The organism is Dyadobacter tibetensis Y620-1 (assembly GCF_000566685.1).
In the GTDB taxonomy this organism is placed as follows: Bacteria; Bacteroidota; Bacteroidia; order Cytophagales; family Spirosomataceae; genus Dyadobacter; species Dyadobacter tibetensis.
Genome location: NZ_AZQN01000016.1, coordinates 1 through 24,595, shown reverse-complemented (window position 1 = coordinate 24,595; position 24,595 = coordinate 1). Strand labels below are relative to the sequence as shown.

Sequence of the window (24,595 nt, the reverse complement as noted above, 5' to 3'; positions counted from 1 at the left end):
GACAGCAATGAGGCAATACTTGACAGCAATGTGGCAACACTTGACAGCAATGTGGCAACACTTGACAACTTTGTGGCAACACTCGACAACTTTGTGGCAACACTCGACAGCAATATATCATGCATTAAAAAATCCATCCCTGATATATTGCTTGGCTTGTAGTTTGGTAATATTCTGACTATAAGCCTTATAGTATGCAGAAATTAGAATCTCAACTTTGAGTTCTGTATCTGCATCAGCGTTTGTCAGCCAACGCTGAAAAACATCCGTTTCATCTTTTATTGCCACTTTTGAATGTTTTATATTAAACATATTTCTTAGATCAACCATCAAAGAGTTAAAGAACAAGTGATCCCCTCGCTTTTCTCGTAATGAGGTAATGCTTACAGAGCTTGAAAAATCTAATTCAACCCAATATTCCTCTTGATAAGGTTTTGAAAGATCGCCTTTTACAAATCTGTATGAAAAAGGAGAGTCGCCCTTTTCCTGAAAAAAATCAAGAATTCTTTTCAATGATTTTTTTCTGAATCTGTTTTGTTCTACGGCTAACTCCGCTATATCTGCTAAATAATCAACCGTGAACCTCGCTGTTGTTTCATTTTGACTTAGCAATTGATGTCTGGTTCTCTGAAGAATAATGTACAAGCTTTTTCGTCCATCCCCTCCGCGTCCCTTGCCGATTTTAGGATAATCATTTGTTTCAATCGTATAATATCTACTGATAAACCCATCCAACCATTCATCAGAAATCCTTATCTCATAAATCTTTACAGTATTTGACTGCCGATCACGATTTAATTTTATATCCTTAAGAATAGGAAAATTTTTAAGTTGAATTACCTCATTCCTTGTATTAACAGTATATGACTTGGCAAAAATTATATTTTTTTGCAGCATGTTAAAAAGGGCATAGTCAAAAACAGAGATAAATTCATGCCCGAAATATTCCGGAATGATAGCTTTTGGATTAGTAGTGAAGTAAGGGTGCTTCTTAGCAAGATCCTGCCTGTTCCGACCAGATTCTTTGCAAAAATCTTTTAGGGTGAACTTCGTGTATCCGAAGAGATCCCTTTTTAAATTTTTGCTGATAAATACTATAAAATCTTTTACTATGCCCGCATCCTCTCCAAATGATTTTCTAATGTCACTTAGATTATCAGCAACACTTCTATCTATACGGCTCAGGAAAAAGTCGTTTTTGGTACTATTCCCAGTCTCAACCACGTGAGTACTTTTCTTTTCTTCCATAACAATACTATTGTTAGATTATTGTGCTATTTTAAGCACTTTATTTAGTGCCTAAAACAGCACTAATTTTTGTGCGTATTTTCCCTTTCTAATTTTTCCAGAACGGCTTCAACAATCCAATCGTGAATACTAATCCCTAATTTTGGAGATCCTGGCTTTCTTGGCCGTTTCTCTCTTGACTGCTCTATTTGGCCTATAATACCTTCGGTCAACCTTATATTGATATGCTTAGGTTTCCCTAGATCTGGGCTAAATTCTTTTGATATCGTTGATCCTCCTCTGTTTATTACAGCCTCGATCTCGGCCTCTGATAGTTTTTTACGCGATGGTGGTAGCGTGGTTGCCATATAATACGTGGTTAAAAAGATTTTCAATTTCTGCTATTGCTTTTAAATCCGGTTGCTCGGCTTCAAAAACAGCCAACCCTATTCCTGCTGCATTACTAAATGCTTTTCGGTTGCTGATAGGGAAAGGAAGATATGTGAGCTGGGGAAATGATGCCAAAGCTTCGGCCACCTCTCTGTTATCAGCACTCCGGATATCAGCACGACTCAAGAAAGCATAAACCTTTAACGATTCTGGACGAACGGCCTGAATTTCATCTATTAATGTAATGACCTTGTTAATTGTCCAAAGATCAAAACTCCTGGGAGCAAACGGTATCATTGAGATATCCGCGACCGTTAGTGCCGCTCTTTGGCTAGTAGTGTCCCGCCCACCAGTATCTATAATAATATGATCATACTTTGATTTCATCGCTTCCACCTGCTTGCGAAGGTTTGCCCCCGTCATGTTTACTAATGTATAGCCGGTTTTCCCCAATGTCTGTTCACGCCAGGCAGTAAAATCTGATGCTGTTTCCTGATCGTCCCCGTCCACTAATAGAACATCATGGCCTTTACTAGCCAACCAGGCGGCAAAGGTTGTGGCCATCGTACTTTTTCCTACTCCGCCTTTGATTGAGTTAAAAGATATTACCACTTTTTTTGGTGTTTAAAATGACACTGCAATTAATGCAATTTTTAGCACTAAAACAAATGCTAAATTAAGTATTTATTTTAGTGCTAAAAACAGCACCTAAATAAATTTAAAACTTGTGATAATTATCTATTATCGAATTACTGGATACAATCGAATTGGGAAAGAATACTTTATCGTGAAAAAGGTAAATTTCATAGAGTCACTAAAAACCATGATATTCTATTAGCTTTAAAAGGGTAGGGGGTAAGCTAAAATGATAATTCAAAAACTGGTCAATCATATCAACATGTTTGCTCAGAATTATGAAATTGCACTTCAAACTTGAATCTGCGTTTTTAAATATTGAAGCTGTTTAAACTTATGCTATAAATGGAAATTCCCAGTTGAATTTTGATATTTGTGATGTCTAAATCATATAATCAAAATCGCCCTGGGAATTATAACTAAAAGTACGATAGAGCAATGGATATTGCCAAATTTAAGTACCGGAAAAAGCGGATTTAAAACAAAAGTACCTCTAAGTGAGGTTGTTGAATTAATTTTTTATCGTTTAAAAACAGGTTGTCAATGGCGATAATTGCCCATGAAACAGTTTGTCTCACACGGAAAATTAAGTTGGCAGTCTGTCTTTTATTATTTTAATAAATGGGGTAAAGATGGTTCTTGGAAGAAAGTCTGGATAGAGCTTTTGATTACTCATAGGTCTCACTTGGATCTCTCAAGTATCCAATTAGATGGCAGTCATACCCCATCAAAAAAAGGGGGTGAATCCGTTGGTTATCAGGGCCGAAAGGCAGCTAATACCAGTAATAGTTTGTTTTTGGCCGATAATACGGGTCAAATGCTGACAATAGCAGAACCACAAGAAGGGCAGAGACATGACTTATTCGAAATTAAGAGATTGTTTTTAGATATGTGCGATTTATTAAAGGAGGCAGAAATTTCAACAAAAGGGCTGTTTTTGAATGCTGATGCTGGTTTTGACAGTAAAGAGTTACGCAAAGTATGTGAAAGTCAAGAAATTGAAGCCAATATCATGCCTAATCGCCGAAACAATAAAACATTAGACGATCATTATCAGTACTTTGATGATGAGCTATATAAAAGAAGAACCGTTATTGAGCATGCCAATGCTTGGCTGGATAGCTACAAGGCCCTGTTGGTGAGATTCGAAAAACTGACCAGGAATTGGAAAGCATGGCATTCTCAGTGCTGTTTCTAAGGAAAATAGCCAAAGCAAAAAAAGATTAAACAAGCTCATTAATTGAGTTACAAACCATACTCATATGTTTACAAAAAGGGAAAAACAGATTTTGTTACTTATTGCTAAAGGATTTACTTCAAAGGCGATTGCTAATTCACTATTTATCAGTTTAGAAACTGTTAAAAAACATCGAAAAAATATGATTCAAAAAGCTACAGAAAAAGGGTTAGAATTTGATTCTTTATTGAGGCTTGCTATTCAATTTGTAGAGAAAGGTTAATGGAAAATACCCCCTTAGGGGTTATTTTACGTATGTAATGTTAATTCTATATTTGTCATAAAATTACTTACCCATTAAAGCTGATTTATAATAAATTTGGGTTAAACGACTTAAACGTACAGTTTTTTCCATCGGGTTACTCAAACGATTTTATTGATACCTGAGTAAGGCTACAATCAATTCTAAGCGGTTACGTATCACTTATGTGAGATTATTATATGACGACAATTAAAGGGGATACGCGGGAATATACAGGTTCACTTTGGAGAAGAAAACTTTTCAAAATTTCAACGATTTCAGCAACACCGATATGGTTCCTTCTTATTCTTCTCAGTACAATTGATACCACCGAGTTATCTATTATCAATCAACTATTTTACACTGAATACGATTACGGCCCTGCCTCAGTATTGGTTATTTTAATAATCACATTTTGGGTATTCTCAAAAAAGTTTTCGCTTAAAATCCCTATTTCAAGGATAGACATAATTGTAGTACTTTACTTAGCATTCAGTATTGTCTTATTGAATTTTCTAAGTAATTCATCGGGTAACACCTCTTTTTACCTCACAGAAGTTCTATTAACCTTTATTTCCCTAAGGTTAATGATAATTAACAATATTACCCATTGGTCCTACTTAATACTTAGCTTATTTGCAGTCGGCTCAATCCAAGCAGTGTATGGTATATTACAGTCAATATCTATCCTGCCCATTAGCAATCGTTATAATCTGCCATCGGGAACCCTTCATAACCCTGCTCAGCTTGCAATCTTTCTCGCAACTATAGCAGGACTTGCATATAATTTGACAATTCGCAGGTCGCTGGCGCATCAGCAAAAGAACAATCCATTGCGGGCAATCTCCATGGTGACTTTTCTCCTCACTTTCATGGCCATGGTAACGACGCAATCTAGGACTGCGATATTAAGTCTAGTTTTCTATATCGTTATTGCAACAGCATACAGATTCAAAAAAATCTTCTGTGAACGACTACTAATAATCTGGCGAAGGATAATACTATCATTAATGATTATAGCATGCGTCCTCAGTTTATGGCTTGCTTATAGTCTCAAGAAAGATTCGGCTGACGGACGGATGCTAATTTGGAAAGTTACCATGAGCATGATTCCTGAGATCCCCTTACGGGGGTACGGAACAAATAGCTTTGGTAGTCATTACATGAAGTATCAGGGAAAGTACTTTCGAACAATGGAGTCAACAACGAGTGAAGCCTTTCTTGCAGATGACATAATCTATGCGTACAACGAGTATTTACAAATCATAATAGAAAACGGTTTCATTGGCCTGTTGTTAATTATAGCATTAATCCTACTGGCAAGATTAAACGTATTCACAAGTACCGGCGCACTGGTCATTATTCCAATGGCATGTGCGATGACTTCTTACCCATTTAGAATTCCATGTGTTTTTCTATGTTTTATTTTCGGAATAGCCCTTACTTCGCGCAGCCAAACGTCAACGGTCAGCATCAGCTTTGACAAAAGTGTTGGATTATCGGCAATCGCGGTTGTTGTTTCAGCAATTTTCTTGTTTTTTCTCCACGATAAGGCTTTTTTGGAGAGGAAAGCACATTATGCTTACAAATTCTATTCAGCAGGTTTCTATGAAACTGCCGCTAGAAAATATTATGAACTGGATAGTATACAAAGAATTACGACCCCTCAAACGCTTGCATATTTTGGCAAATCACTTGCAATGACAAAAAGAAAAGAGGAGGCTCTGAAAGTTTATGAGCGAGCTTCAAAATTGAATACGAATTACTATTTGGTAATTAATCATGGGCTATGCCTTGAAAGTCTGAAAAGGTATCAAGAGGCTGAAAAAAAGTATCGACTTGCTACTGAAATGCTTCCTGGTCGATTATACCCGAAATATTTACTATTTCAGCTTTATAAAAAATCAAATCGATTTAAACTAGCAAGAAATGAGGCACGCACTATCTTACATGTAAAGGATAAAAAGGTCACGTCTGCATCAATCGAAATAAGGGAGGATGTTATAGAATTTTTGAATAATACACAATTATAGCATTGCGCAGAAACTGTCAAATTACGAAACCATATCACTTACATAATCATGCGATATTCATATTTGTTACTAATAAAGATACTTATATTCAGTAAGTCAGGTACATCAATGATGAATTCATTCCACCAGAACTATCCGATTTCCGAGAAGCCTATAAACGACACTTTAACAATAGATGAGCTGGTTAAAAAATACCAGCTAACTAAGTTACCTGATTCAGTTACAGCAAAGATGTCACATGACAAAAAAATGTTACACTTCCAAACACCCGAAGAAGCTGAGAATTTTTTAATAAGAATAAAGTCGAATGTAAAAGAAAATATCAGACTAGAAATAAGAGTCGATAGTACAAACAAATCCCACAACAATGCTTATCAGAAACAAAGCACCCCACTAAATTAATTTCTGTTTCCATAAAGAGTACTAATGATAATAATACAATTCTAATTCCAATTTAAACAAACAACTAATGAAAAAAGCAAATTTATTGGTAACCAGTATGCTATCCTTGGGATTGCTAGCCATCTATTCCTGCCAGGATCCCACTGTTGAAGGTACACCTTCGGAAATCGAAAAGTCCTCGCAATCTAGACTAGTCGAAGATTACGGACTAAAAAAACTCTCCGATCAAGAGGCCCGGAGTTTGCTAAAATCAAAAAATGCAATGAATTTCAAAAGCTTTGAAGAGGCAGAGGAATACATTTTAGCATTCAAAGAAATGGGCTCAAAGGGTATCCATTTTAACTCTAAGGTAAAACCATCAGCTTTAAGAACTTCTGCTGCCGAGACATTCTCTGTTAATATTTTTTCTGGCAAAAAGTCCGCCAATAAAAGTATTGAATCCACATTAACTCTGAAGGAATTAGCTACAATGGCTTCTCGAGGACCAGAAGTTGACGAAGATGAACCAGGGTCGACATCAATGACGAAAGATTTCGGGTTTTTCGCAGAGGCCATGGTTTCGCTGGTATGGGGTGACAATTATAGCAGTCCTACAGCGGGAGTTTCCGTCTCTAGTCCAGGGAACACTACGACGTGGACCACCACCCAAAGTCAAGCGAGCTACAGCTCAAACGATGGATTTATAACGTACACAATCTACGGCCAAATGACAAACAACTTCACCGTCGGTGGCGTCGGATATTCACAATCCTATAACGGTACTATCTCAGGCGAGTATCATCCCGCTTCTGGTCAATCGGCGATGATTATCGAATATTAAGTATCCCAGTTTTACACGTCTAGAAGTCGAAAATCCTTATCATTGAGATTTTCGACTTCTATGCGATAAGCACTTAACAAATCGACTATTTGTGGCATTCAAATTTGAATTCTCTAAATTTTCATAACATCTTTGCAGTTCCACAAACCTATATCCTATGGCAGAAAATCAAATCTCCGGACTATTAGCATTTCTAGTTAACGTTGGAGGACTGGCACTTGCCATTTATCTTATCTATTTGTTAATCTCGGCCCTCAGGAAGTACATATCAAAATAGTTTTTTTAACATTTTCTTATTTAATGTTCGTCTCAGGTACCAAGCTTGGATCAAGCCGGATTCGTCTCATGAAGGCATTCGTCATTCATTCCTCTTTTCGAGATTTCCAAGTGAAACAATTTCTGCTTCAACTATTTTTTTTTATGGCTTTGTTTTTTGGTTGCAGACAAAAGTCCCCTGGTGACGCCAGTATGTCTGAAACAAGAATCAGAATGTCCAAAATCTCCCATGAGGTGCTAACATACTATCAAGGTAAAAATGACACACTTGGATACAATTCGGCCGTTTTTCTGTTCAATAACATTTATGGGTTAGGAGCGATTGACGCGACCACTGGTAAACATATAGCCGATGGAGATATTTTGTCGTCAAGTTATCTGATTGACAATATTGATAATGCACTGAAGTTCAGTCGTGGCAAAATCCAAGAGGGAACTCTTTCTTTTGCTAATTTTTGTGAATACATTCTTCCTTACAGATTGGCATCGGAATTACTGATTCCTTGGCGTGATGAATGTCAAAAAAGATTTAACACGTATACTTCGGCAATTGATCACAAGAAAGCAATCTTAGAGATTAACCAACAACTCCGCGTTGGTTTTGAATACAACCTAAATGCGACAAACGCGAACTTTCAGACTTGGAAGCAGTTATCTGCTTCGAAAAAAGGTGATTGTTGGGCCATGGCATATTCAGCTATTTATCCGATGCGCGCGTTAGGTATACCTGTAACTGTTGATTATGTACCAAGATGGGGAAATGTAAATGGAGGTAGCCATGCATGGAATGTACTCATCAACCAAAATAACTCATGCACTCCTTTCGTAGGATGCGAAAGCGTCGATTTTAAACTTAATCCGCTAAAGATATATTATCAAACCAGAATTCCGGGCAAAGTTTTTCGAAAAATATTCTCTAAGAACCAGTTAATATGCGCAATTAATCAATCGAGTAACGCTATCCCTACTTCATTTAATACAGACCCACAGATTACCGATGTCACCGATCAATATGTTCAAACCGAAAATTTTATTTTTTTTTCCCCACGTCTAAAAGGGCAGGCTTACGCATACATATGTGTTTATTCCAATGGAGATTGGATTCCGGTCCACGCAGGAAAAGTAGATGGTAGTGAATGCCTCTTTGAAAAAATGCCAACAGGTGTCTTATTTATTGTAGGCTTACCGGTCAAGAAGAGGCTCAGACCAATAAGCGCACCATTTGTTCTTAGCGACAACAAAGAAAGTCAGACGTTCTTTCAACCTAATGGCAGGTCGTTCATCGATGTCGAGGTTTATTATACCGAGCCTAAAATCATTGATGAGCAGAAGGTTTTTCACCTAGGCGTAAGCGGAGATGCCTTTTATCAAACGATGGATAGTGTGAATGCGGATACTAAACGTAGCAGACCAATTCCAGATACTGGATACAAATTGCACTTCTATAACAATGGATGGAAGTTTCATTCACGTGCAAATGCAGAAAATAACAAAAAATTAGTGTTTAAGAATGTGCCTGCAAACACCCTGTATAAGCTCACCACTGATTCCCCGACCGGGCGCGAACGCATGTTTGGATATTTGAATGGCAATCAGATCTGGTTCTAAGAATACATTACGAAATATGGGTTAAATTAAAAGAAAGGGGGGCCGCCAACATTCGTACGAAATTTCCCATCAACCAAATGTGTAATAGTTAGAACTTAATCTGACAGTTGAATAAAATTTTTATTAAATTCAACTAAACCAATTAAGTCATGAGCACGAACGAAAAGATCATCAAACCCAAGCTTGGTGTACTAGAACTTGCCAGGCAGTTAGGTAATGTTTCACAAGCCTGCAAAATTATGGGCTATAGCCGAGACAGCTTTTACAGATTCAAAGATTTGTATGAAACGGGCGGAGAAGCAGCTCTGAAAGAAATTAGTAGAAGAAAACCACTTCCAGCTAATCGCGTAGCCCATGAAGTTGAGCAAGCTGTTGTTAAAATGGCGATTGATACTCCGGCTTATGGTCAGCTGCGTGTAAGCAACGAACTGAAAAAGCAAGGTCTGTTCGTTTCGCCAGGCGGTGTGCGCTCAGTATGGTTAAGACATGGTTTGGAAATACTAGTGATGCGTTAACTTTTTAAAAACACATATAACGCGTTGTAAATAAATTAATTAAGAACGTTCTTTGATTTTTTGATTTGATTTGACCTGTAGCTTTGTGGCTTTACACGAGGCTATGAATTCAGGGAAGTATGTTTTTTCTCAGCTTTTGCATTTTATTGACCGATATGAGTTTCAAAAATGCGTAGCAAAATACAATGGCGATTTTCGGACACGAGAATTCAAATGTTGGAACCAGTTTATTCAACTACTCTTCGGTCAACTAACCTCTCGTAATTCCTTGCGTGATATTTGCGTGTGCCTGAAAGCGCATAAAAACAAACTTTATCACCTTGGAATCAGAGGACATGTTAACCAGTCCACGCTTTCACGTGCGAATGAGAGCAGAGACTGGAAAATTTATGCCGACTTTGGACAGTACCTTATAGACTTGGTCAGACCCTTGTATGCAACAAATCCAGTTCCTAATGTCAATGTTCGCAATGAGGTGTTTGCACTGGATTCAACAACTATTTCCCTAAGCCTGAAGTTATTCAGCTGGGCGCCAGGAAAGTATTCACGTGGAGCAATAAAAATACATACCCTTTTGGATCTGAGAGGGAATATCCCATCCTTTATCCATGTTACCGATGGCAAATACCATGATAGCAATATACTTGACGAGGTGTTAGTATCACCAGGAGCGATCTATATCATGGATAAAGCATACATCGATTTCGCCGCATTATACAACATGAATGAGTCTGGAGCCTTTTTTATCTCAAGAGCAAAAACCACAATGAATTATAAAGTCATCGAAAGCATTTTTTAATATTGATCCCGCATCAGGGCTCAGAAGTGATAAAACCATCATACTCAACGGATATAAGTCTAGCAAGCTTTATCCCGAACCGTTAAGGCTTGTGGAATACTATGATGAAGAAAAAGATATTCTTCTTTCTTTCTTGTCAAACAATGACATGCTTTCTGCACTTGAAATAGCAAAACTGTACCAAAAAAGGTGGCAAATAGAGATTTTTTTCAAATGGGTAAAACAGAACCTGACCATCAAAACGCTTTGGGGTCATTCGGAGAATGCAGTCAATATTCATGTATGGGTTGCCATAAGCACTTATTTAATAGTAGCCTATCTCAAACACACTTTAAAAAGCAATCTCTCCATATATGAGATCCTGCAAATTCTAAGCATATCTGCTTTCGACAAAACTCCTTTAAAAGAGCTCCTTACTGAATGTCAAATCAATCAAAATGTCAATGAACAATGGGACATATTTAATTAGCAAAACTTAACGCATCAGTACTAGTTTGGAAACATTTAAAAAGCGGCCGCATCGGCCTTTAGATTTATACCATGTAACGATTCTTAGAATACAATTGAAAAGTTTTATTTTAGAGTACTGTTAAAATGATAGTAACCAGCCCCAGTGGAGAGTGCCTTACCGCCTTCGGCTGAGCTAACGACTCATGGATCGATTCAAGGCTCCACTGGGTTACTGTAACACAAGACTCAAATAGAAATTCAGGTTTGAGACCTATTAGCAAGGTATTGAGTGTGAAACAGTTTGCCGGTTTGAATGAACTATAAATGCATTTAAAATTATGGAAAAGTTTTTGTATTTCATTGGTATTGATATCTCAAAAGCCACGTTAGATTTTGCAGTTGTACTAGCTAATAAGGTCTTATTTCATTTTCAATCCAGTAACAATAAGGATGGAATAGAATCATTTGTAAAACATCTAAAAACTGCATGTCCAGAATCTAATTTGCAAAATAGTTTGTATTGCATGGAGCATACAGGTATTTACAACAATCACCTGCTTAACTACTTGAATTCTAAAAAAGCAAATGTCTGGGTAGAGCATCCGGTCAACATCAAAGAAAGTTTAGGCATGATTCGGGGTGAAAATGATAAAGTAGATGCCAAGCGGATCGCTTTTTATGCATACAAAAACCGTGATGAAGTTCGCTTGTGGCTTCCCAAGCGGGAAGTTATTCAAAAACTAGATCGTTTGACTGCTACACGTAACCGGCTTATTAAAGTTCGTAAAATATTACAATCCCCTTTAACAGACAGCCAGGACTTTATTACTAAAAAGGATCACGACGACGCTCGAAGAGCTTGCCAAAAAACGATGGATTCCCTTAAAAAGGATGTGCAAAACATTGAGAAGCTCATAAAAGAAGTCATCCAGAGTGATATTTACCTCAAGGAACTGTTTGAATTTATCGAATCAGTAAAAGGAATTGGGCCAACAATTGCCGCTGAAATTTTAATTTCAACTAATGAATTTAAAGATATAACACATCCCAAAAAGTTTGCTTGCCATTCCGGAGTTGTTCCTTTTGAGAATCAGTCTGGAAAGTATAAAGGTCGATCCAGGACTAGTAACAAAGCCAATAAGCAATTGAAAGCGCTATTACATAACGGAGCTATGTCGGCTATTCAACACTCCCCAGAACTTAGAGAATACTATTTGCGTAAAACGGCAGAAGGAAAAAACCAAATGCTTGTTATCAATAATGTCTGTAACAAACTTATTCATCGAGTTTTTGCCTGTGTAAGAGAAAAACGAAAATATAAAGATTCTTTTTCCCTTTTAGTTGCATAGATCATAGAAATCCTTGCGGCCGATCCGCTTTCCAGCATGTGTGCCGGGTATTTATTTCCCTTTTGTTTTGTTGATGATTAATTTTTTTAAAGCTTTCCGGCCATAACATGGTTGTAGAGTTGTTGCAAAACCAGTTCCCGGCCATCACTGGATAATGAAAGAATGTAATTGCCCCAGTTGGTGGAATTGCCATACCGTTTATCATCATCCGGAAGGTTGCTTAGAATCAGGTTTTTTCTATCGCCAATTCCATTGTTATAAAAATATTTGACCAGCTCGTGAAGCCAGGTAACCGTTACAGGAGGTTTACCAAATATGATCGTCATCGGATCTTTTTCCAAAGCCGTTTTATACTCCTGTTTTCCGGCTACTTCAATACCCCAGGCTTCCATAAAATCAGCTTGGGTATCGTGGCTCAGGTTCAAGAAAAAGCTACCAAAATCATTATTCCGGCCTGACCATGAGTCAACCAAATGATCTGCTTTCCACTCCGGGGAAACCACCCTTTTGATAAGCCGTTCGTTGGTCTGCTCATCGGCATTTTCCATATTCCGGTATTCGTGGATAAAAAGGATTGCATCCTTCATAAATGTTTCCATTGCTTTGAATAATTAATGTTTGAATAATGATTTAATAGCCCATGCCCTTTCTTCGTTGTTGCTTGTTTTCCTGTTCCGGTTTGATTTGCTGTGTTTGTTCTTTTTTTATTTCTTGATTTTTATCGAGCCTGGCTTGCAACTGCTTTGCCGTAAAACCTACATCCTGTCCCTTGATCGGTGTGCCCTGATAGCTGTAACTCGAATATTTCAGCTTACCTTCTTCTATTTTGTATTTACATTCAATCCCCTTTTCTTTTAGCCGCCGTTCCATATCCTCCGGGCTGTCCGATTTGTCTTTCAATGCGGATTTGATAGCAACACTCACCGCCTTTTGCGCCTCGATCTGGTTAACGGCCACATGTCGTAACTTACCTTCTTCCAGTTTTTCCACTTTTGAAAAACCCAGCTCCTGCGTGATCTCTTTACAGATCCGCACGTTCCGTGCGTAATTATGGGAAGTCTCAAGGGCTTTACTTCCGTCGGTCGGTACCCGGTTGATGTAAATATGTATATGCTTATGCGGTTTGTCGTGGTGCTCATAGACTGCCACCTGGTGGTCTTTCGGGTCAGCTCCCATCTTGCTGCAATAACGGTTGGCTGTCTCTATCATCTGCTCACGCGTCGGTTTCTCTTCCGGCTTCCAGCTGATTGATGAGTGCCACACCGGCGTTTTGCACCGGCTGTAGGATGCCTCCTGCTGCATCTCGGCGGCGATACCGGCAGGATCCTTCGATACCACATTATGCAGTAGCAAAAGTTCTGACTTACCTTCTATGTCTTTGCCGTCCAGGCTAACACCTGCACCGTAGTGGATAGCACCTGAAAAGTCGGATCCAATCGACGTTTTCGCAATCATGATTTTAGTATTTTTTTAAGCTGTTCCAAAACTTCTATCAAAGGTTTTTCATTAAAAAACCCTTTGTTCGCATATGCGGCCAACTGGTTCAGATTCGTGCCGATCCCTTGCAGGTTCCGTTTTTCTTCCTTCTCAAACCGCGCTTGAACCGCATGGCCGGTGCCAAGCTTGCGAAGGTATTCAGACACACTCAGCCCGGCAAGGATAGCATTGGCCTTGATGGCCTGGTGCTCCTGTTCAGTGACCCGGACAGGGATCATTTTACCTTTGTTTTCCCGTTTGGCGGCATCGGCTTTACGTGCCTCAATATGCGGTCGGATTTCTTTTTCCATAGTTCTATTTAAAAGGGTGTCCGTGACACCGTACTGTCAGCGGGGGTTCGGGGCGTAGCCCTGACAAGTCAAGGGAGGAACGACCGATGTGTTTGTATAGGCAGATTTTGGAGCGAAGCGGAAAATTTGTATATACAAACACATGGCTTGCTTCCTTTCGACACTACCATCACAAAACGAATATATAGCATTTAGCAAACTTTTAAAAAAATATTTATCCAGCCTGTTGCTTATTTGTACTTTTGATTTATTTTTGTATTATAACACTTTTATATCTGTACAATGGATAAAAAATACGTCATACAGGCATTTGATCTTAATCTGAAAGGCCGCTTTGATGTCCTGGCCAAATACTATGGTAAAGATCTCTTTTCCATACCCGCACAGATCATGATACAGCAGATAAAAGATGAACTTGGCATCACCATTTCTGATCATTCCATATACAACCTCAAAAGAAGGTTTAGAAAACAGTTGCTCACTGTAAACCCGTTGCAGCCGGTTGAAAACAACCAGGCTTCACAGCTGCCACAGGATCCTGCCATTTCTCTGATTCCTGCTTCCGAAAGCAAAAAACCTGTCGTGCAGCCTGAGCAGGATTGGGGGACAATCGTTGAAAATGCAACCAAAGAACCAAAAGGGAAAAAAGGTTCGGATTTAGACTTTACAAACTTTTAATCTAATTGTACTTTTATTATATCAACCAAATATTAGCATGAAGCAGGTCAATCTTATTTTACAGTCAAAAGGGGGCGTCGGCAAATCGCTGTTCATCTGGTTTGTGGCTCAAAACCAGAAAGAAGAAAAAACAAACTTTATAGACTTGGACGAATCTACACAGACTTCTTCTGCCCGTCTCGGCGCGGTCGTAGGAAAAGAGCGTGTACGGAGCTTTAAAATACTCAACGAGTATTTTAAAGCTCGAACGTGAAAAAATCATTAGTCTCTTTGAAGGACTTGCCGGTGCCAAGTCAGAAAAATATTATGTCGATTTTGGTGCACCTGAATCCGCAGAATTTCTTAGCCTGTTACAACATGATGTGACTGCCGATATTCTCCGGCAGGAACTCGCTGATCTGGGTATTGCCCTGCGCATATTTGTCGTAGTCGCTGGCCGTGATGCATTGAATTCTTGTGTGAATTATTATACCGCTTTATCCAGGGAACTTTCCGGGCAATTCCCTTTAACTATGCTGGTGAACATGGGTACTTTTGGAGGGATAGAAACAGCTGAAAAGGCGGTAGAAAAACTCAAGGAATTAGGTGTTGACCTCAAACAGTTTGGAGACTTGGGCAATGGTGGAGCTGTCAAAGAAATCATTGACCTGATCGGTCAGCCAGATCCGGATCCGGCAACCATGGGCATGATCTCAAGAATGATGTACAAAAAGAAGCAAAAGGAAATTGACCAGATCATTGCATGATGGAAAAATCACAAAAACTCAAACAAGAGCTCCATCGGCTTGCTGGTAAGTTTAACCTTCCTGAATCTGATATTGATGAAGAGCTCGTCCCGCTTATGCTAGTCTTAGAACAGTCAACCACGAAAGTAGACCAGGCAACTGCAAAAATTAATGATTCTGTAAAGCCGGTTATCTACAATAATAGTTATGCGCACGATTCGTCAGCATGGACTCTGTTCTGGGGGAATATATCAACCGGAATTGGTTACAACATTGTGGCGATAAGTCTGATTTCTTTAGGATTCTTCCTGGGATGCCTGGGCATATATGCTCTTAAGGATTATATGTCAGATCAGGAAAAAATAGCAACGGCTGAAAAAGATTTAAAGTTGATATATAAACACTTTATCAAGGATAAAGACGGCAATTTTTTTATTCCAAAAGAGAATTATGAAATAACGCCGGATAAAAAAGGAATTCGGCTTCTGAACAGCGAACAATAAAAATCCCATATGCTTAACATATAGATTAAAAGTTCCTCATATGGGAAAGGATACCCTCAGGATTTATCCGCACATGGCGGGGGATTTGTTTTGGGGCCACCCAGGCTGATTGTCGGTGCATTAAAAACCCTGGCTTGATAGAGAGGTATTCATTGGGAAAATCTGGATGAAGATTTAAGCTTTCAAGGATTCTTTTCTTATTCAAAACATGAGCACAAGAAAATTATGGAAACGTTGATAATTCAGGCTAAGGGAAGAAAGTTGAAGGCATTAGAAACTTTTTTACAGGAGCTTGATATCCCCTATAAAAAACTGGTTCCACCCAACTCGATAGAAGGATTCAGGCGGCAAGAAAGGAGAAACAGGCACGCACTCTAAAAACGGTTTACCCCAATAATATATGGGAAAGTTACGTAAAATTCTGTAATTGAGATAAAGTTTAATAAATTGAAATACAAGTAGTTAATACATATGGAAACATTGATCATTAAAGCTGAAGGAAAAAAGCTAAAATCTTTAATATCTGTTTTAGACGCCCTAGACATCGAGTTTAGAAAAGAAAAAGATACCAGAAATGATCTGGTCGAGCTAGCAAAAAAATACCATGAGATGTATAGAAAAAGATATGATAAAATGACAGGGTTTGACCAATTTGAAGGACTGTAGAACTTCTTAGAAGATTTCACAGAGCCAGGCTTACATGCTCTGATCTACTGCTCTTCAAAATCAGTGTCACAGCTGTTGCAGTGCAAAGCCAGTCCGGATTTACACCATATATTTACGGCACACCCACAGGAATATTTGCTCTTTCTGTCCGACTTACTTTCAACCGGCTCTGTTTAGGCTTCCTTCGGATCAGCCTCCCCTACCCCTTCGTCTGATGCCGTGGCCATGAGCCTGATACTTACGGTATTGATGTACCTTTTTTTTCATACTCATGATTTTTCTGCTATGCGTGATGAAGTCGGACAGCTTTGGCAAACTTTATTCTTTGGTTTCAAAAAGTTAGCTACCCAAACATGAAGCCAAAATTTCGACTAAACCTGCTTTTTAAACCCAGCTGTTCACACCTGAATATATGTAAATTTTCAGGTTTGGAGATGGACCAATAAGATATGGCTTGTTGAGCTAGTATTCCTCTGGAAATATTCGATTCTTTTGGCTTTCATTAATTATCTTCAGCTGCCTTTCACGCCATACCTGGAACAATTTTAACTCATTCGACCTCTCCGGAAATACGGTTGAGACATATTTTACCAGGCAAGTAGTCGAAAACATGAATACATAAACCAAAACTTCATGGATAGAAATAAATGACCTTAATTGATACATGTCAGCAGAATTCTGTCCTGTTGATACCATTTTACCTAAAAACGTCTCATTTCCATGAGCCAATTTTGAATATTTTGAGTAAAAAAAGGAATAGGCAAATTCTACTCCAAGTTCTTTCGATAATTCTCGTATGTTTTCTGGACCATTGTAGTAGGAATACCAGTTCTCTAGTCTCCTTTTAATATTTGCCTGTCTTCTCCTTTCTTTTTCTGAACAATAGTATGCATAAGCATCATCGAAGCCGGGCTTTTGAAAAAGAGATTGCTTGTGTGAAATTAATTCTTCGATATCGCAGATCTGGGCTCCATTTAATGATGATGTTTTAGCACCTCCATTTTTTGAAAAGTCCTTTAACACTGTCTTATGGTATTTAATATCATCTAAGACAGATGAAAACATATATGCATAACTGCGCTTTTTTAGATCCTTTTGGCAGAGATAGGTGACATATAGAAAGTTCTCAAATAGGGATCTGGCCAATATTTTGGCGGGATCAGCTGCTCCGTGGTATAATAAAAGTGAACACGAATCAGTTAGATCCATAACATCTCTTATCAGCATTAGGGGAATATTTAGATACTCCCCATTTTCATGTTGTACCCGCCAGCTTAAAACTTGAGAGCCGAAATTTACAATTTCATCAAGCACGCGCCCATAACTATAAAAATATTTCTCTAAATCAGGAGTTAGATTTCTTGGAATTAACTCCTCGTTAGGTTCAAAATAGTACTTCGTCTCTTTTTTACTTGACATATTTGTTTCCTGATCATTCATTTTGAGATAGTTGATAGCTAAACCGAAAAATACCGTTTAATACAATTTAGTTTTCCGGAGCAATCAAACATTCAATTGTTCTGTGTTCAAAATGAACCGCTTGAATTTCTAATCTTCCATTTGTATGAAAATCATTATCTTCTAAGTTTATTTTGAAATACAAAGTTTTATAGAAAAACATCATATCATAGACGCCCCCTTCAAGCGATTGCTCTAATTACTCCTGAATATCAGCTCTTAACTGATTAAAAACCAATTCATTCCAATTTACATTTGTCAACATATATTTCTGTTTGTAGTTGATGTATTCGTTCTGTAACACTAATAATAGTTAAAATCATTATTCAGCAATCAATAATCTACAAGCAAGTTCATTAGCTTCCCATTTAACAGCAAAGGTTTCTGAGACAACAAACCAACCCCCATTTATCCCTGAGCCATGATTAGCGCCTTGACAGGAGCATTGGCATTCATGTCCCTGGGCGTTCCAACAAGCAGGGGAACACTTTTCCATTATTCTATAAGGCTGAATAATATATATACTTCCAAAACGATCCAAGCAACGATCAACCGTATCATTGAACCAAGCTTTCGGAATCTCCCAATATTTTTTTTCTGAGATCCAAGAAGGTTCATTTCTTCTTTGGTTTTTTAACCAAGAACGATTTCCTTCTTTATAAGGGAGTCGAAGCAATAAAGGGAAACCTTTTCCTTTCCGATATATGACTGGAATATTTCTTTGGTTCCAAATAACTTTAATCCTATTAACATCAGAAGTTTCCATAGACAAGGTTTAATTGCTACCACCGATTAAAGCAACGCTCAGATTCGGATTCTTTATGTGCGAATAGATGAGTGTCTCGGTATTGGGCATCCAACAATAAGACACTTTTCCCGTGGCACCCGTGGAAACCCCAAAATAGACGATGACTTTTTTCATGTGTAAAATAGAAACAAAAATCAGTATCTGGTTGTGATACATACTGATTCTTCTTCCGGCGTCACCAACTCGGCTAGTTTGGCCGCAATATTTGCCATAGTATCTTCTCCAGTACTTAATCCGCTTCGTGAACCTAGTAATGGGCTGATTTCTCTGAGAGCTTCATACGTTGTATTGTGGACTATGGGAACGAGCAAATCACGCGCCAGGAGAGCTGAAAGCTCTTTGTCGGCGATACCTTCTCCTTGAACGCGTCGCAGCAGTGCGGGTGTCACCAGCACAATCCCTACGCGCGATTTCGCTAACCCTTTGTCGATTTCTCTGAGCAATGGTGATCCAAGGAGGACATCTTTTTCGCTGAACCAGACCGAAACGCCACGTGCTTCAAGCAGATCATGCAGCTGCTTAGCGGCCTCTTTTCGGTCGTCCCACGCGTGGCAAAGGAAGACATCTCGAAGATCAGGCAAGGAAACTCGCTTCTCAAAGCTTTCGCGAAACGGCGTAAGAGTCCGCACTTCAACAGGTGTGTACACTAAAGATGAACTTGCTCGCGACCAGCGTGGTCTCGCGCTACTTCCGCCCCCTCCTCCACTGCTACGATTATTACTCCCCGAAGGGTAAGAGTACGAACGCGACGGGTAATCATTATAGCCGCCATAGCGACTGTTACTGCCACCACATGCAGGGCAGGCCGCTGCCGCGCTCGGTGTACGATGGCCATTTACTGGCGCTGTGCATCTTGCCATAAGAATAAAATTATATTTAAATTAAAAGAAACAGTGTAATAAAATATTTGAATAGTGCCGACAAGCATTGAGCGTGTCCGACATAAGTAAGAAACTCTATAAGAATGAACTGAACTCAGCAAATTGCAATGTCGCAGCAGGTGATTTACTTCCTACTACAGAAAATATGGCATATCTCACCGAGATTCTCCACAGAACAAAAAAACAGCCCAATTTACTAAAACTGGATATTTAGCCATATTTGAATATGACATCACCTATTTAGTATACGCACGTAGGATATACCTCTTTTTACTTTCAACCATGGCTTCATGGACTGGTAAAATTACTCCACTCCAAAACTTTAACCATAGAGTGGAGTAATTACCTATCAACTTCTTAACAGTCTGTCAAGCCTTTCAACTTCAACCTTAAACTGCAAGAATGCGACCAACACGGCTATCACTGCCATAATGATCAAAGTAGGCTTATCATTCATACTCTATAACATTTATATCCTACCTTTCTTTTCTAACACCCTTGAAGGGCGTACCATCATGTTTAACATCCATAAACCTTCCGGTGTTTGAATCTCTTTTCACCCACCTTTCGTTCTGAGGATTGAATGCTTGCGAACGATCCCGTACCGCTCCGATACGTCCATTACCCTTTTCTCCATTCTTAGCCATGGATTCTTGATGCGGTTAAGTCTCTGACTTCTGCTCCGGCTGCATTAACTTTTACAACACTGATTGCATTTTCTCTTCCCTGCGCAGAGACATACCCTTCACTACTTTTTGCAACGGTTTCTCCGTTTCCGGCAACCATCGTAAAGCGGTAATTTAAATAAGCATCTGTTCTTCGATAACTAGAATCATACGGTGATATCCGCTTCACGGAATCAATACCTACAATGCAAGATTGCTTTGTAGTATAACCTTCACTTGCCAGAATTTGCTCACCATTGGCAGCTTTGTAGCGGAAGTAATACTGGCTATTACTTCCCGAGAACACCTCAAAAAAGGTACGGTTCATCTTTTTACATTTAAATTGTTACAAAATAAATGCCTTAAACTTGAAAAAACCGCTTTCTCAAAATACATTTGCGCAAGAAAGAGAGGCTCGATGAGCTAGTCGTTTCTCTTTTTTTCTTCAATTTAAGGACTTTCAAAGCGGGTTTCATCTGGTTTCCGAGGCCGATATGAAACTCGCTTTCTTGTTTACATTAAATTTAAGCTCATAGTATGGTTATAATTATAGTGTCGATTCAAAATTAAAACTATTTTCGGACTTTTGACAATTATTTTTGTTTTTTGTAACAAAAATATCTATATTTACTTAATTATCAACAATATACAGTATACGTACTTTTATAAAAATTCATTTTTATTGAATCTTGACCACCTACTTATGAGCTCGCCATTCCCACAAAGACTAACTAACGCCAGGAAAATGAAGGGGCTATCATTGCAAAAATTGGCCACAATATTAGGCAATCCTTTTAATAAACAATTATTGCACCGACTAGAAAATGGTACCCAAAATCCAGACAGTGAACAACTTGCCAGATTAAGTAACTTACTAGGACAACCCGTCGATTTCTTTTTAAAACCTTTGAAAGCCAGCATGGGGCAGATCGACTTCCGAAAAACCCAGAAAGTAGGTAAAAAGGCCACTGACCGTATTATAGAGGTTGCAAGTGACTACTTTGAGCGATATTTAGAATTAGAAGATCTTTTAGGAATTACACAAAATGAAAGTAAGCTACTTCAAAGTGTGAAAATTTCCCTGGATAATCCAAAAGGGATCGTCAACGAAGCAATCAAAATCAGAGAGAAGATATGGAAAGTGGGTTTGGATCCATTGGCCAGCATTGTCCATATCCTGGAAGATAACGGCATAAAGGTTTTTATCATTGATGAATTGGACGGACTACCGTTAGATACCTCATTTAGTGGCTTTTCAACTGTTATCAACGAAAATGTAGGCTGTATCGTTATTAACGGAAACAGTAAGCTTCCACTGGTGCGCAAGCGGTTTACTTTACTCCACGAATTTGCACATTTGTACTTAAACCTACAGGGAATCGAAAACCGAGAGGCGGAAAAACTTTGTGACGGACTGGCAGGATCCATACTACTACCAAAACAAGCATTGCTTGACACCTTCGGAGAACGCCGTACTTCAGTACATTTTAACGAACTGAAACTCTTCAAAAGGACCTATGGGGCATCTTTATCTTCAATATTATATGCATTGTATAGTAACGGGATCATTTCACAATCCTACTTCACAAGCTGTATAATTCAGTATAATGCCATTCACAAAAAAGATGAAAACAAGGGATATGAAGGTAATGAACATTCTGATCGCTTTCAGCAGCTTCTACTCAGAGCATTGATTACTGGAATAATATCTGAAAGCAAGGCTGCCGCTCTGATGAATATGAAGGTTGGCCAATTTAGTCAGTATCTCGATAACATGTTCGATGAAGATAGCAGTAACTGATACCAATATTTTCATAGAGCTAATAAAAGCAGGATTACTTCCCTCTCTGTTTCAGATCGGATATACTATCCACACTACTTATGAAGTAGTCAACGAACTATTACCCGAACAGAAATCTGTTTTGAATGATTTCATCAGAGATAAAAAACTCATAATTTACTCTTTTTCGGCATCGGAAATAACAGACATTACAAAGCAAAATCTTTCCCCTGGTCTTTCTTTCGTTGATCAGGGAATATTTTATTATGCACAAAATCAGCATGATTACTTTATTCTTACCAACGATAACCTACTTCGTAAGACTTGTAAGAATAGCCAAATTGAAGTGCACGGGATACTATGGCTAATGGATCTTTTTCTTCAAAAAGATTTGTGTACAAAACCTGGGTTATGCCAGGCTTTAAAACGAATGATGCAAGGATTCAATAGGCTACCAATTAACGAATGTACCGAACGTCTCAATAAGTGGGGTCAAAGTTAGATGAGAATAAAAGACCATCTGTCTATAATTTCACATTAACATCGGCTAGCCTCCCTCAGAACTTTCCAAACTCACAAAACTAATACATTAGTTGAAAACCGTAAATTTTCGCACTGTAGTAACGAGAACCTCTAATTCCGTCTAGCCCTCTTATATTTTTTACCTCTGTCGAAGTCTTGCTTAAGTCGATTGACTTGTTGAACTCACCCGGACCAATATTTACAATAAATGTTTTGCTCGTTAGTACATTTTCCATTTCGTATTTATTTTAGCTTGAAGATAATCTATCTATTATAATTTCAAATAATAGATAAAAAATTCCAATTCAAAGGCCACTAATTCGACAAATCAATAAATAAAAAATGATAGAACTGTACCGATTTAAAGTATGAACATCAAAAATAGTCCTGCTGGCGATTTGCACCAAGAATCAAAAAATAAAAAATTGTACTGATTTAAACATTAGTTTATTTCAGTACACTCCGTTATCTTCATACCCATGAAGGTTCCGGAAACAAAAACCCAAAAAGGCGACGCGCCCCCCTTATCACCAGCCCTTAGGGCTGTGATTTTTACACGTGTGTCCCGTAGCGTTCAAAACTACCAGCGTCAGATTGATGACCTAACCGCTTACGCTGCCCGGCAAGGCTGGACGGTTACCGGCGTGATCGCAGAGAAGATCTCGGGGAGCAAGTCCAATGAAGACCGGGGCGGCATTGCCCAACTGCTGGAAGCGGCCAGGCTCGGCAAGTTTAAAAAAGTGCTTATTTCGGAGGTTTCAAGATTGGGACGGCGTCCCTCACAGACGCACCAGGTACTAGAAGAGCTAACAAGCCTCAAAATTTCGCTCTACATCCATCAATTTAACACGGAGACACTATTACCTAACGGAAAGCTAAATCCAGCCGCCTCGATGATTTTTTCCATCACTGCGGACATGGCAAGGCAGGAAAAGGAAACGCACGTTGAACGTGTGGTCAGCGGTATGCAGCGGGCCAAAAGGGAAGGAAAGAAATTTGGAAGAAAAAACGGACCGCTTTACACCGATGCCCAGCTGCTGCGCAAATATGCCAAAGCCATCAAAGATTTACAGCTGGGGGTCAGTATCCGGAAAGTGGCCCGGATCTACGGGATTTCCCCGGACACCGTGCAACGGGTCAAAAAGCTCATACCAGAGCCAGATAAGTGACCATCCTAACTATACGTTCATCCCCCTACCCTGCCTGGATCCTGATATCAGGATTTGATCGGGAAGCTACCATCTTTGATTTTTACTGATTACATTGCCCCCCATTCGAATCAAACACCGTTTGATTTAGTTTGCCCGTAAGTGTAACACAAAAACAGGCAGGTGTCTCACTAGACCGTTTTTTATCGTTTAGGGCCTTGTAAGTTCTTTTTGAAGGTATTTGACAAGCAGATAATGGTAAGATCATACAATATCCACGGTGACCTTTTGATATTCTATCCGTTTTTTACACAATTAACGTGCGTGGCTCTCCGCCGTGCAAAGCGTTGATGGAGGGTAAATCATAAATGGGTGGGTAATATACCTCTCCATTTATTGTAAGATTCTATCACGGAAGTATCTTGTTTTTACCGATTTTCTCCCGCGATGCCCCCTATTTAACGCCGTGGAACACTTGATTTTCTACACATAGCACCCTGACAAAACGGCACAGAGATAAAAAAATCAATATAACTAAATTATTAGTTCTCAGCACTTTTTAAAACCTCTCCCTTTTAATCTGTTTTCCGCTTTCAGCGGAAAACAGATTAAAAGGGAGAAAGAGCTGATGGAAAAAGAAAAAAGTGCCTTCACTTACCAAATCATTCAAATGAATTAAATTTGGCCAAAATGTTTCCACCCCTAGAAGACTTTTTTTAAGCGTGCGCGAAGCGACGCAAGCCGCCTTTTGTGCGTAAGGAAAATAAAAAATGATATGAGTGACGAAGGAACGAATACCGATTTTGCTGTTCTATAGGTTTTTATATAGTAGCTATATATATAGAGGCAATACTCGACAGCAATGACTGTTTAAGCTCAGTTAGATGCCTTTTCAATGAGGCAATACTCGACAGCAATCGCGAGTATGAGGCAATACTCGACAGCAATGAGGCAATACTTGACAGCAATGAGGCAATACTTGACAGCAATG

At 38.9% G+C, this 24,595-nt stretch carries 28 protein-coding genes and 1 pseudogene; 16 read left to right on the top strand and 13 right to left on the bottom strand.

Features of this window, described 5'->3' with window-relative positions:
• Positions 1-117: 117 nt before the first annotated feature.
• The 3 genes from X939_RS0121745 to X939_RS0121735 form a co-directional block, all read right to left on the bottom strand.
• Positions 118-1,248: a hypothetical protein gene (locus X939_RS0121745; RefSeq protein WP_025765378.1), complete on the bottom strand. Its 1,131-nt coding sequence runs from the start codon at positions 1,246-1,248 to the stop codon at positions 118-120.
• A 62-nt stretch (positions 1,249-1,310) separates the two neighbouring features.
• Positions 1,311-1,595 carry a hypothetical protein gene (locus X939_RS0121740; RefSeq protein ID WP_025765377.1) on the bottom strand — a complete coding sequence of 95 codons (285 nt, stop codon included), beginning with the start codon at positions 1,593-1,595 and terminating at the stop codon, positions 1,311-1,313.
• Entirely contained in the window at positions 1,567-2,229 is a 663-nt protein-coding gene (locus X939_RS0121735) for an AAA family ATPase (RefSeq protein WP_025765376.1), read from the bottom strand. Before X939_RS0121735 ends, X939_RS0121740 begins: the two co-directional genes overlap by 29 nt.
• 583 nt (positions 2,230-2,812) lie before the next feature.
• On the opposite strand from X939_RS0121735, the gene X939_RS22790 reads away from it, so the two are divergent.
• From X939_RS22790 to X939_RS0121690, 9 genes and pseudogenes are all read left to right on the top strand, one after another.
• Positions 2,813-3,451 (top strand): transposase, encoded by a 639-nt coding sequence (locus tag X939_RS22790; protein WP_229236135.1) that lies wholly within the window; start codon positions 2,813-2,815, stop codon positions 3,449-3,451.
• A 64-nt stretch (positions 3,452-3,515) separates the two neighbouring features.
• The gene (locus X939_RS0121725; RefSeq protein WP_025765375.1) at positions 3,516-3,713 is read left to right on the top strand and encodes a response regulator transcription factor; all 198 of its coding nucleotides are present in this window, start codon (positions 3,516-3,518) and stop codon (positions 3,711-3,713) included.
• Positions 3,714-3,931: 218 nt separating this feature from the next.
• Positions 3,932-5,764, top strand: coding sequence for an O-antigen ligase family protein (locus tag X939_RS0121720; protein WP_025765374.1), 1,833 nt, complete (start codon positions 3,932-3,934; stop codon positions 5,762-5,764).
• A gap of 469 nt (positions 5,765-6,233) precedes the next feature.
• Positions 6,234-6,986: a hypothetical protein gene (locus X939_RS0121710; protein WP_025765372.1), complete on the top strand. Its 753-nt coding sequence runs from the start codon at positions 6,234-6,236 to the stop codon at positions 6,984-6,986.
• A 345-nt stretch (positions 6,987-7,331) separates the two neighbouring features.
• The gene (locus X939_RS0121705) at positions 7,332-8,870 is read left to right on the top strand and encodes a transglutaminase-like domain-containing protein (RefSeq protein WP_198034469.1); all 1,539 of its coding nucleotides are present in this window, start codon (positions 7,332-7,334) and stop codon (positions 8,868-8,870) included.
• 149 nt (positions 8,871-9,019) lie between these two features.
• A pseudogene (locus X939_RS0121700) lies at positions 9,020-9,367 on the top strand (helix-turn-helix domain-containing protein); the annotation flags it as partial.
• A 103-nt stretch (positions 9,368-9,470) separates the two neighbouring features.
• Entirely contained in the window at positions 9,471-10,184 is a 714-nt protein-coding gene (locus tag X939_RS24060) for an IS4 family transposase (RefSeq protein WP_198034468.1), read from the top strand.
• Positions 10,185-10,275: 91 nt separating this feature from the next.
• Positions 10,276-10,653, top strand: a complete 378-nt coding sequence (locus tag X939_RS24055) for a transposase (protein ID WP_044200328.1) — start codon at positions 10,276-10,278, stop codon at positions 10,651-10,653.
• Positions 10,654-10,972: 319 nt separating this feature from the next.
• Positions 10,973-11,983 carry an IS110 family RNA-guided transposase gene (locus X939_RS0121690; RefSeq protein ID WP_025765369.1) on the top strand — a complete coding sequence of 337 codons (1,011 nt, stop codon included), beginning with the start codon at positions 10,973-10,975 and terminating at the stop codon, positions 11,981-11,983.
• Positions 11,984-12,069: 86 nt separating this feature from the next.
• On the opposite strand, the gene X939_RS22775 is transcribed toward X939_RS0121690, so the two are convergent.
• Genes X939_RS22775 through X939_RS22770 form a run of 3 tightly spaced genes read right to left on the bottom strand, consistent with a single transcriptional unit; the run spans position 12,070 to position 13,770 of the window.
• The gene (locus X939_RS22775; protein ID WP_025765368.1) at positions 12,070-12,582 is read right to left on the bottom strand and encodes a hypothetical protein; all 513 of its coding nucleotides are present in this window, start codon (positions 12,580-12,582) and stop codon (positions 12,070-12,072) included.
• Between the two features lie 31 nt (positions 12,583-12,613).
• Entirely contained in the window at positions 12,614-13,438 is an 825-nt protein-coding gene (locus tag X939_RS0121680) for a relaxase/mobilization nuclease domain-containing protein (RefSeq protein ID WP_025765367.1), read from the bottom strand.
• Entirely contained in the window at positions 13,435-13,770 is a 336-nt protein-coding gene (locus X939_RS22770) for a type II TA system antitoxin, ParD family (protein ID WP_025765366.1), read from the bottom strand. The genes X939_RS0121680 and X939_RS22770 overlap by 4 nt, the downstream gene beginning before the upstream one ends.
• Before the next feature lie 282 nt (positions 13,771-14,052).
• Here X939_RS22770 and X939_RS0121670 point away from each other — a divergent pair, with 282 nt between their 5' ends.
• The 4 genes from X939_RS0121670 (at position 14,053) to X939_RS0121650 (ending at position 16,342) form a co-directional block, all read left to right on the top strand.
• Entirely contained in the window at positions 14,053-14,448 is a 396-nt protein-coding gene (locus X939_RS0121670) for a hypothetical protein (RefSeq protein ID WP_025765365.1), read from the top strand.
• A gap of 203 nt (positions 14,449-14,651) precedes the next feature.
• On the top strand, positions 14,652-15,194 hold the full coding sequence (locus tag X939_RS0121665; RefSeq protein ID WP_025765364.1) for a hypothetical protein: 543 nt from the start codon (positions 14,652-14,654) through the stop codon (positions 15,192-15,194).
• Positions 15,191-15,676: a hypothetical protein gene (locus X939_RS0121660; protein ID WP_025765363.1), complete on the top strand. Its 486-nt coding sequence runs from the start codon at positions 15,191-15,193 to the stop codon at positions 15,674-15,676. The genes X939_RS0121665 and X939_RS0121660 overlap by 4 nt, the downstream gene beginning before the upstream one ends.
• Positions 15,677-16,147: 471 nt before the next feature.
• Positions 16,148-16,342 carry a hypothetical protein gene (locus X939_RS0121650; RefSeq protein WP_025765362.1) on the top strand — a complete coding sequence of 65 codons (195 nt, stop codon included), beginning with the start codon at positions 16,148-16,150 and terminating at the stop codon, positions 16,340-16,342.
• Positions 16,343-16,804: 462 nt separating this feature from the next.
• Here X939_RS0121650 and X939_RS0121645 read toward each other — a convergent pair whose 3' ends face one another.
• From X939_RS0121645 to X939_RS0121625, 7 genes are all read right to left on the bottom strand, one after another.
• A complete protein-coding gene (locus X939_RS0121645; protein ID WP_025765361.1) occupies positions 16,805-17,782 on the bottom strand; it encodes a DUF5677 domain-containing protein in 978 nt (325 codons plus the stop codon).
• Positions 17,783-18,122: 340 nt separating this feature from the next.
• Positions 18,123-18,566, bottom strand: coding sequence for a hypothetical protein (locus X939_RS0121640; RefSeq protein ID WP_052353521.1), 444 nt, complete (start codon positions 18,564-18,566; stop codon positions 18,123-18,125).
• 9 nt (positions 18,567-18,575) lie between these two features.
• Entirely contained in the window at positions 18,576-18,722 is a 147-nt protein-coding gene (locus X939_RS23740; protein ID WP_157493034.1) for a hypothetical protein, read from the bottom strand.
• A gap of 20 nt (positions 18,723-18,742) precedes the next feature.
• Positions 18,743-19,255 carry a toll/interleukin-1 receptor domain-containing protein gene (locus X939_RS0121635; RefSeq protein WP_229236134.1) on the bottom strand — a complete coding sequence of 171 codons (513 nt, stop codon included), beginning with the start codon at positions 19,253-19,255 and terminating at the stop codon, positions 18,743-18,745.
• Positions 19,255-19,443, bottom strand: a complete 189-nt coding sequence (locus X939_RS23985; RefSeq protein ID WP_229236133.1) for a hypothetical protein — start codon at positions 19,441-19,443, stop codon at positions 19,255-19,257. Before X939_RS23985 ends, X939_RS0121635 begins: the two co-directional genes overlap by 1 nt.
• 522 nt (positions 19,444-19,965) lie before the next feature.
• A complete protein-coding gene (locus X939_RS23850) occupies positions 19,966-20,136 on the bottom strand; it encodes a hypothetical protein (RefSeq protein ID WP_198034467.1) in 171 nt (56 codons plus the stop codon).
• On the bottom strand, positions 20,129-20,482 hold the full coding sequence (locus X939_RS0121625; RefSeq protein WP_025765358.1) for a YegP family protein: 354 nt from the start codon (positions 20,480-20,482) through the stop codon (positions 20,129-20,131). The genes X939_RS23850 and X939_RS0121625 overlap by 8 nt, the downstream gene beginning before the upstream one ends.
• A gap of 375 nt (positions 20,483-20,857) precedes the next feature.
• On the opposite strand from X939_RS0121625, the gene X939_RS0121620 reads away from it, so the two are divergent.
• The 3 genes from X939_RS0121620 (at position 20,858) to X939_RS0121610 (ending at position 23,625) form a co-directional block, all read left to right on the top strand.
• Positions 20,858-21,955: a helix-turn-helix domain-containing protein gene (locus X939_RS0121620; protein ID WP_084299612.1), complete on the top strand. Its 1,098-nt coding sequence runs from the start codon at positions 20,858-20,860 to the stop codon at positions 21,953-21,955.
• On the top strand, positions 21,936-22,436 hold the full coding sequence (locus X939_RS0121615) for a PIN domain-containing protein (protein WP_025765356.1): 501 nt from the start codon (positions 21,936-21,938) through the stop codon (positions 22,434-22,436). The genes X939_RS0121620 and X939_RS0121615 overlap by 20 nt, the downstream gene beginning before the upstream one ends.
• Before the next feature lie 499 nt (positions 22,437-22,935).
• Complete coding sequence (locus X939_RS0121610; protein ID WP_025765355.1) at positions 22,936-23,625, top strand: recombinase family protein; 690 nt, start codon at positions 22,936-22,938, stop codon at positions 23,623-23,625.
• The last annotated feature ends 970 nt before the right edge of the window (positions 23,626-24,595 follow it).

What these genes read in the sequence shown, in the direction of transcription:
- X939_RS23850 (WP_198034467.1), bottom strand. Translation starts at nt 20,136, where the DNA reads ATGGCTAAGAATGGAGAAAAGGGTAATGGACGTATCGGAGCGGTACGG.
- X939_RS0121725 (WP_025765375.1), top strand. Translation starts at nt 3,516, where the DNA reads ATGTTTACAAAAAGGGAAAAACAGATTTTGTTACTTATTGCTAAAGGA.
- X939_RS0121740 (WP_025765377.1), bottom strand. Translation starts at nt 1,595, where the DNA reads ATGGCAACCACGCTACCACCATCGCGTAAAAAACTATCAGAGGCCGAG.
- X939_RS0121615 (WP_025765356.1), top strand. Translation starts at nt 21,936, where the DNA reads ATGAAGATAGCAGTAACTGATACCAATATTTTCATAGAGCTAATAAAA.
- X939_RS0121640 (WP_052353521.1), bottom strand. Translation starts at nt 18,566, where the DNA reads ATGGAAACTTCTGATGTTAATAGGATTAAAGTTATTTGGAACCAAAGA.
- X939_RS0121650 (WP_025765362.1), top strand. Translation starts at nt 16,148, where the DNA reads ATGGAAACATTGATCATTAAAGCTGAAGGAAAAAAGCTAAAATCTTTA.
- X939_RS0121645 (WP_025765361.1), bottom strand. Translation starts at nt 17,782, where the DNA reads ATGAATGATCAGGAAACAAATATGTCAAGTAAAAAAGAGACGAAGTAC.
- X939_RS0121680 (WP_025765367.1), bottom strand. Translation starts at nt 13,438, where the DNA reads ATGATTGCGAAAACGTCGATTGGATCCGACTTTTCAGGTGCTATCCAC.
- X939_RS0121610 (WP_025765355.1), top strand. Translation starts at nt 22,936, where the DNA reads ATGAAGGTTCCGGAAACAAAAACCCAAAAAGGCGACGCGCCCCCCTTA.
- X939_RS23740 (WP_157493034.1), bottom strand. Translation starts at nt 18,722, where the DNA reads ATGAAAAAAGTCATCGTCTATTTTGGGGTTTCCACGGGTGCCACGGGA.
- X939_RS0121745 (WP_025765378.1), bottom strand. Translation starts at nt 1,248, where the DNA reads ATGGAAGAAAAGAAAAGTACTCACGTGGTTGAGACTGGGAATAGTACC.
- X939_RS0121690 (WP_025765369.1), top strand. Translation starts at nt 10,973, where the DNA reads ATGGAAAAGTTTTTGTATTTCATTGGTATTGATATCTCAAAAGCCACG.
- X939_RS0121720 (WP_025765374.1), top strand. Translation starts at nt 3,932, where the DNA reads ATGACGACAATTAAAGGGGATACGCGGGAATATACAGGTTCACTTTGG.
- X939_RS0121625 (WP_025765358.1), bottom strand. Translation starts at nt 20,482, where the DNA reads ATGAACCGTACCTTTTTTGAGGTGTTCTCGGGAAGTAATAGCCAGTAT.
- X939_RS0121705 (WP_198034469.1), top strand. Translation starts at nt 7,332, where the DNA reads ATGAAGGCATTCGTCATTCATTCCTCTTTTCGAGATTTCCAAGTGAAA.
- X939_RS23985 (WP_229236133.1), bottom strand. Translation starts at nt 19,443, where the DNA reads ATGGCCATCGTACACCGAGCGCGGCAGCGGCCTGCCCTGCATGTGGTG.
- X939_RS0121670 (WP_025765365.1), top strand. Translation starts at nt 14,053, where the DNA reads ATGGATAAAAAATACGTCATACAGGCATTTGATCTTAATCTGAAAGGC.
- X939_RS0121710 (WP_025765372.1), top strand. Translation starts at nt 6,234, where the DNA reads ATGAAAAAAGCAAATTTATTGGTAACCAGTATGCTATCCTTGGGATTG.
- X939_RS22770 (WP_025765366.1), bottom strand. Translation starts at nt 13,770, where the DNA reads ATGGAAAAAGAAATCCGACCGCATATTGAGGCACGTAAAGCCGATGCC.
- X939_RS0121660 (WP_025765363.1), top strand. Translation starts at nt 15,191, where the DNA reads ATGATGGAAAAATCACAAAAACTCAAACAAGAGCTCCATCGGCTTGCT.
- X939_RS0121620 (WP_084299612.1), top strand. Translation starts at nt 20,858, where the DNA reads ATGAGCTCGCCATTCCCACAAAGACTAACTAACGCCAGGAAAATGAAG.
- X939_RS22775 (WP_025765368.1), bottom strand. Translation starts at nt 12,582, where the DNA reads ATGGAAACATTTATGAAGGATGCAATCCTTTTTATCCACGAATACCGG.
- X939_RS22790 (WP_229236135.1), top strand. Translation starts at nt 2,813, where the DNA reads ATGAAACAGTTTGTCTCACACGGAAAATTAAGTTGGCAGTCTGTCTTT.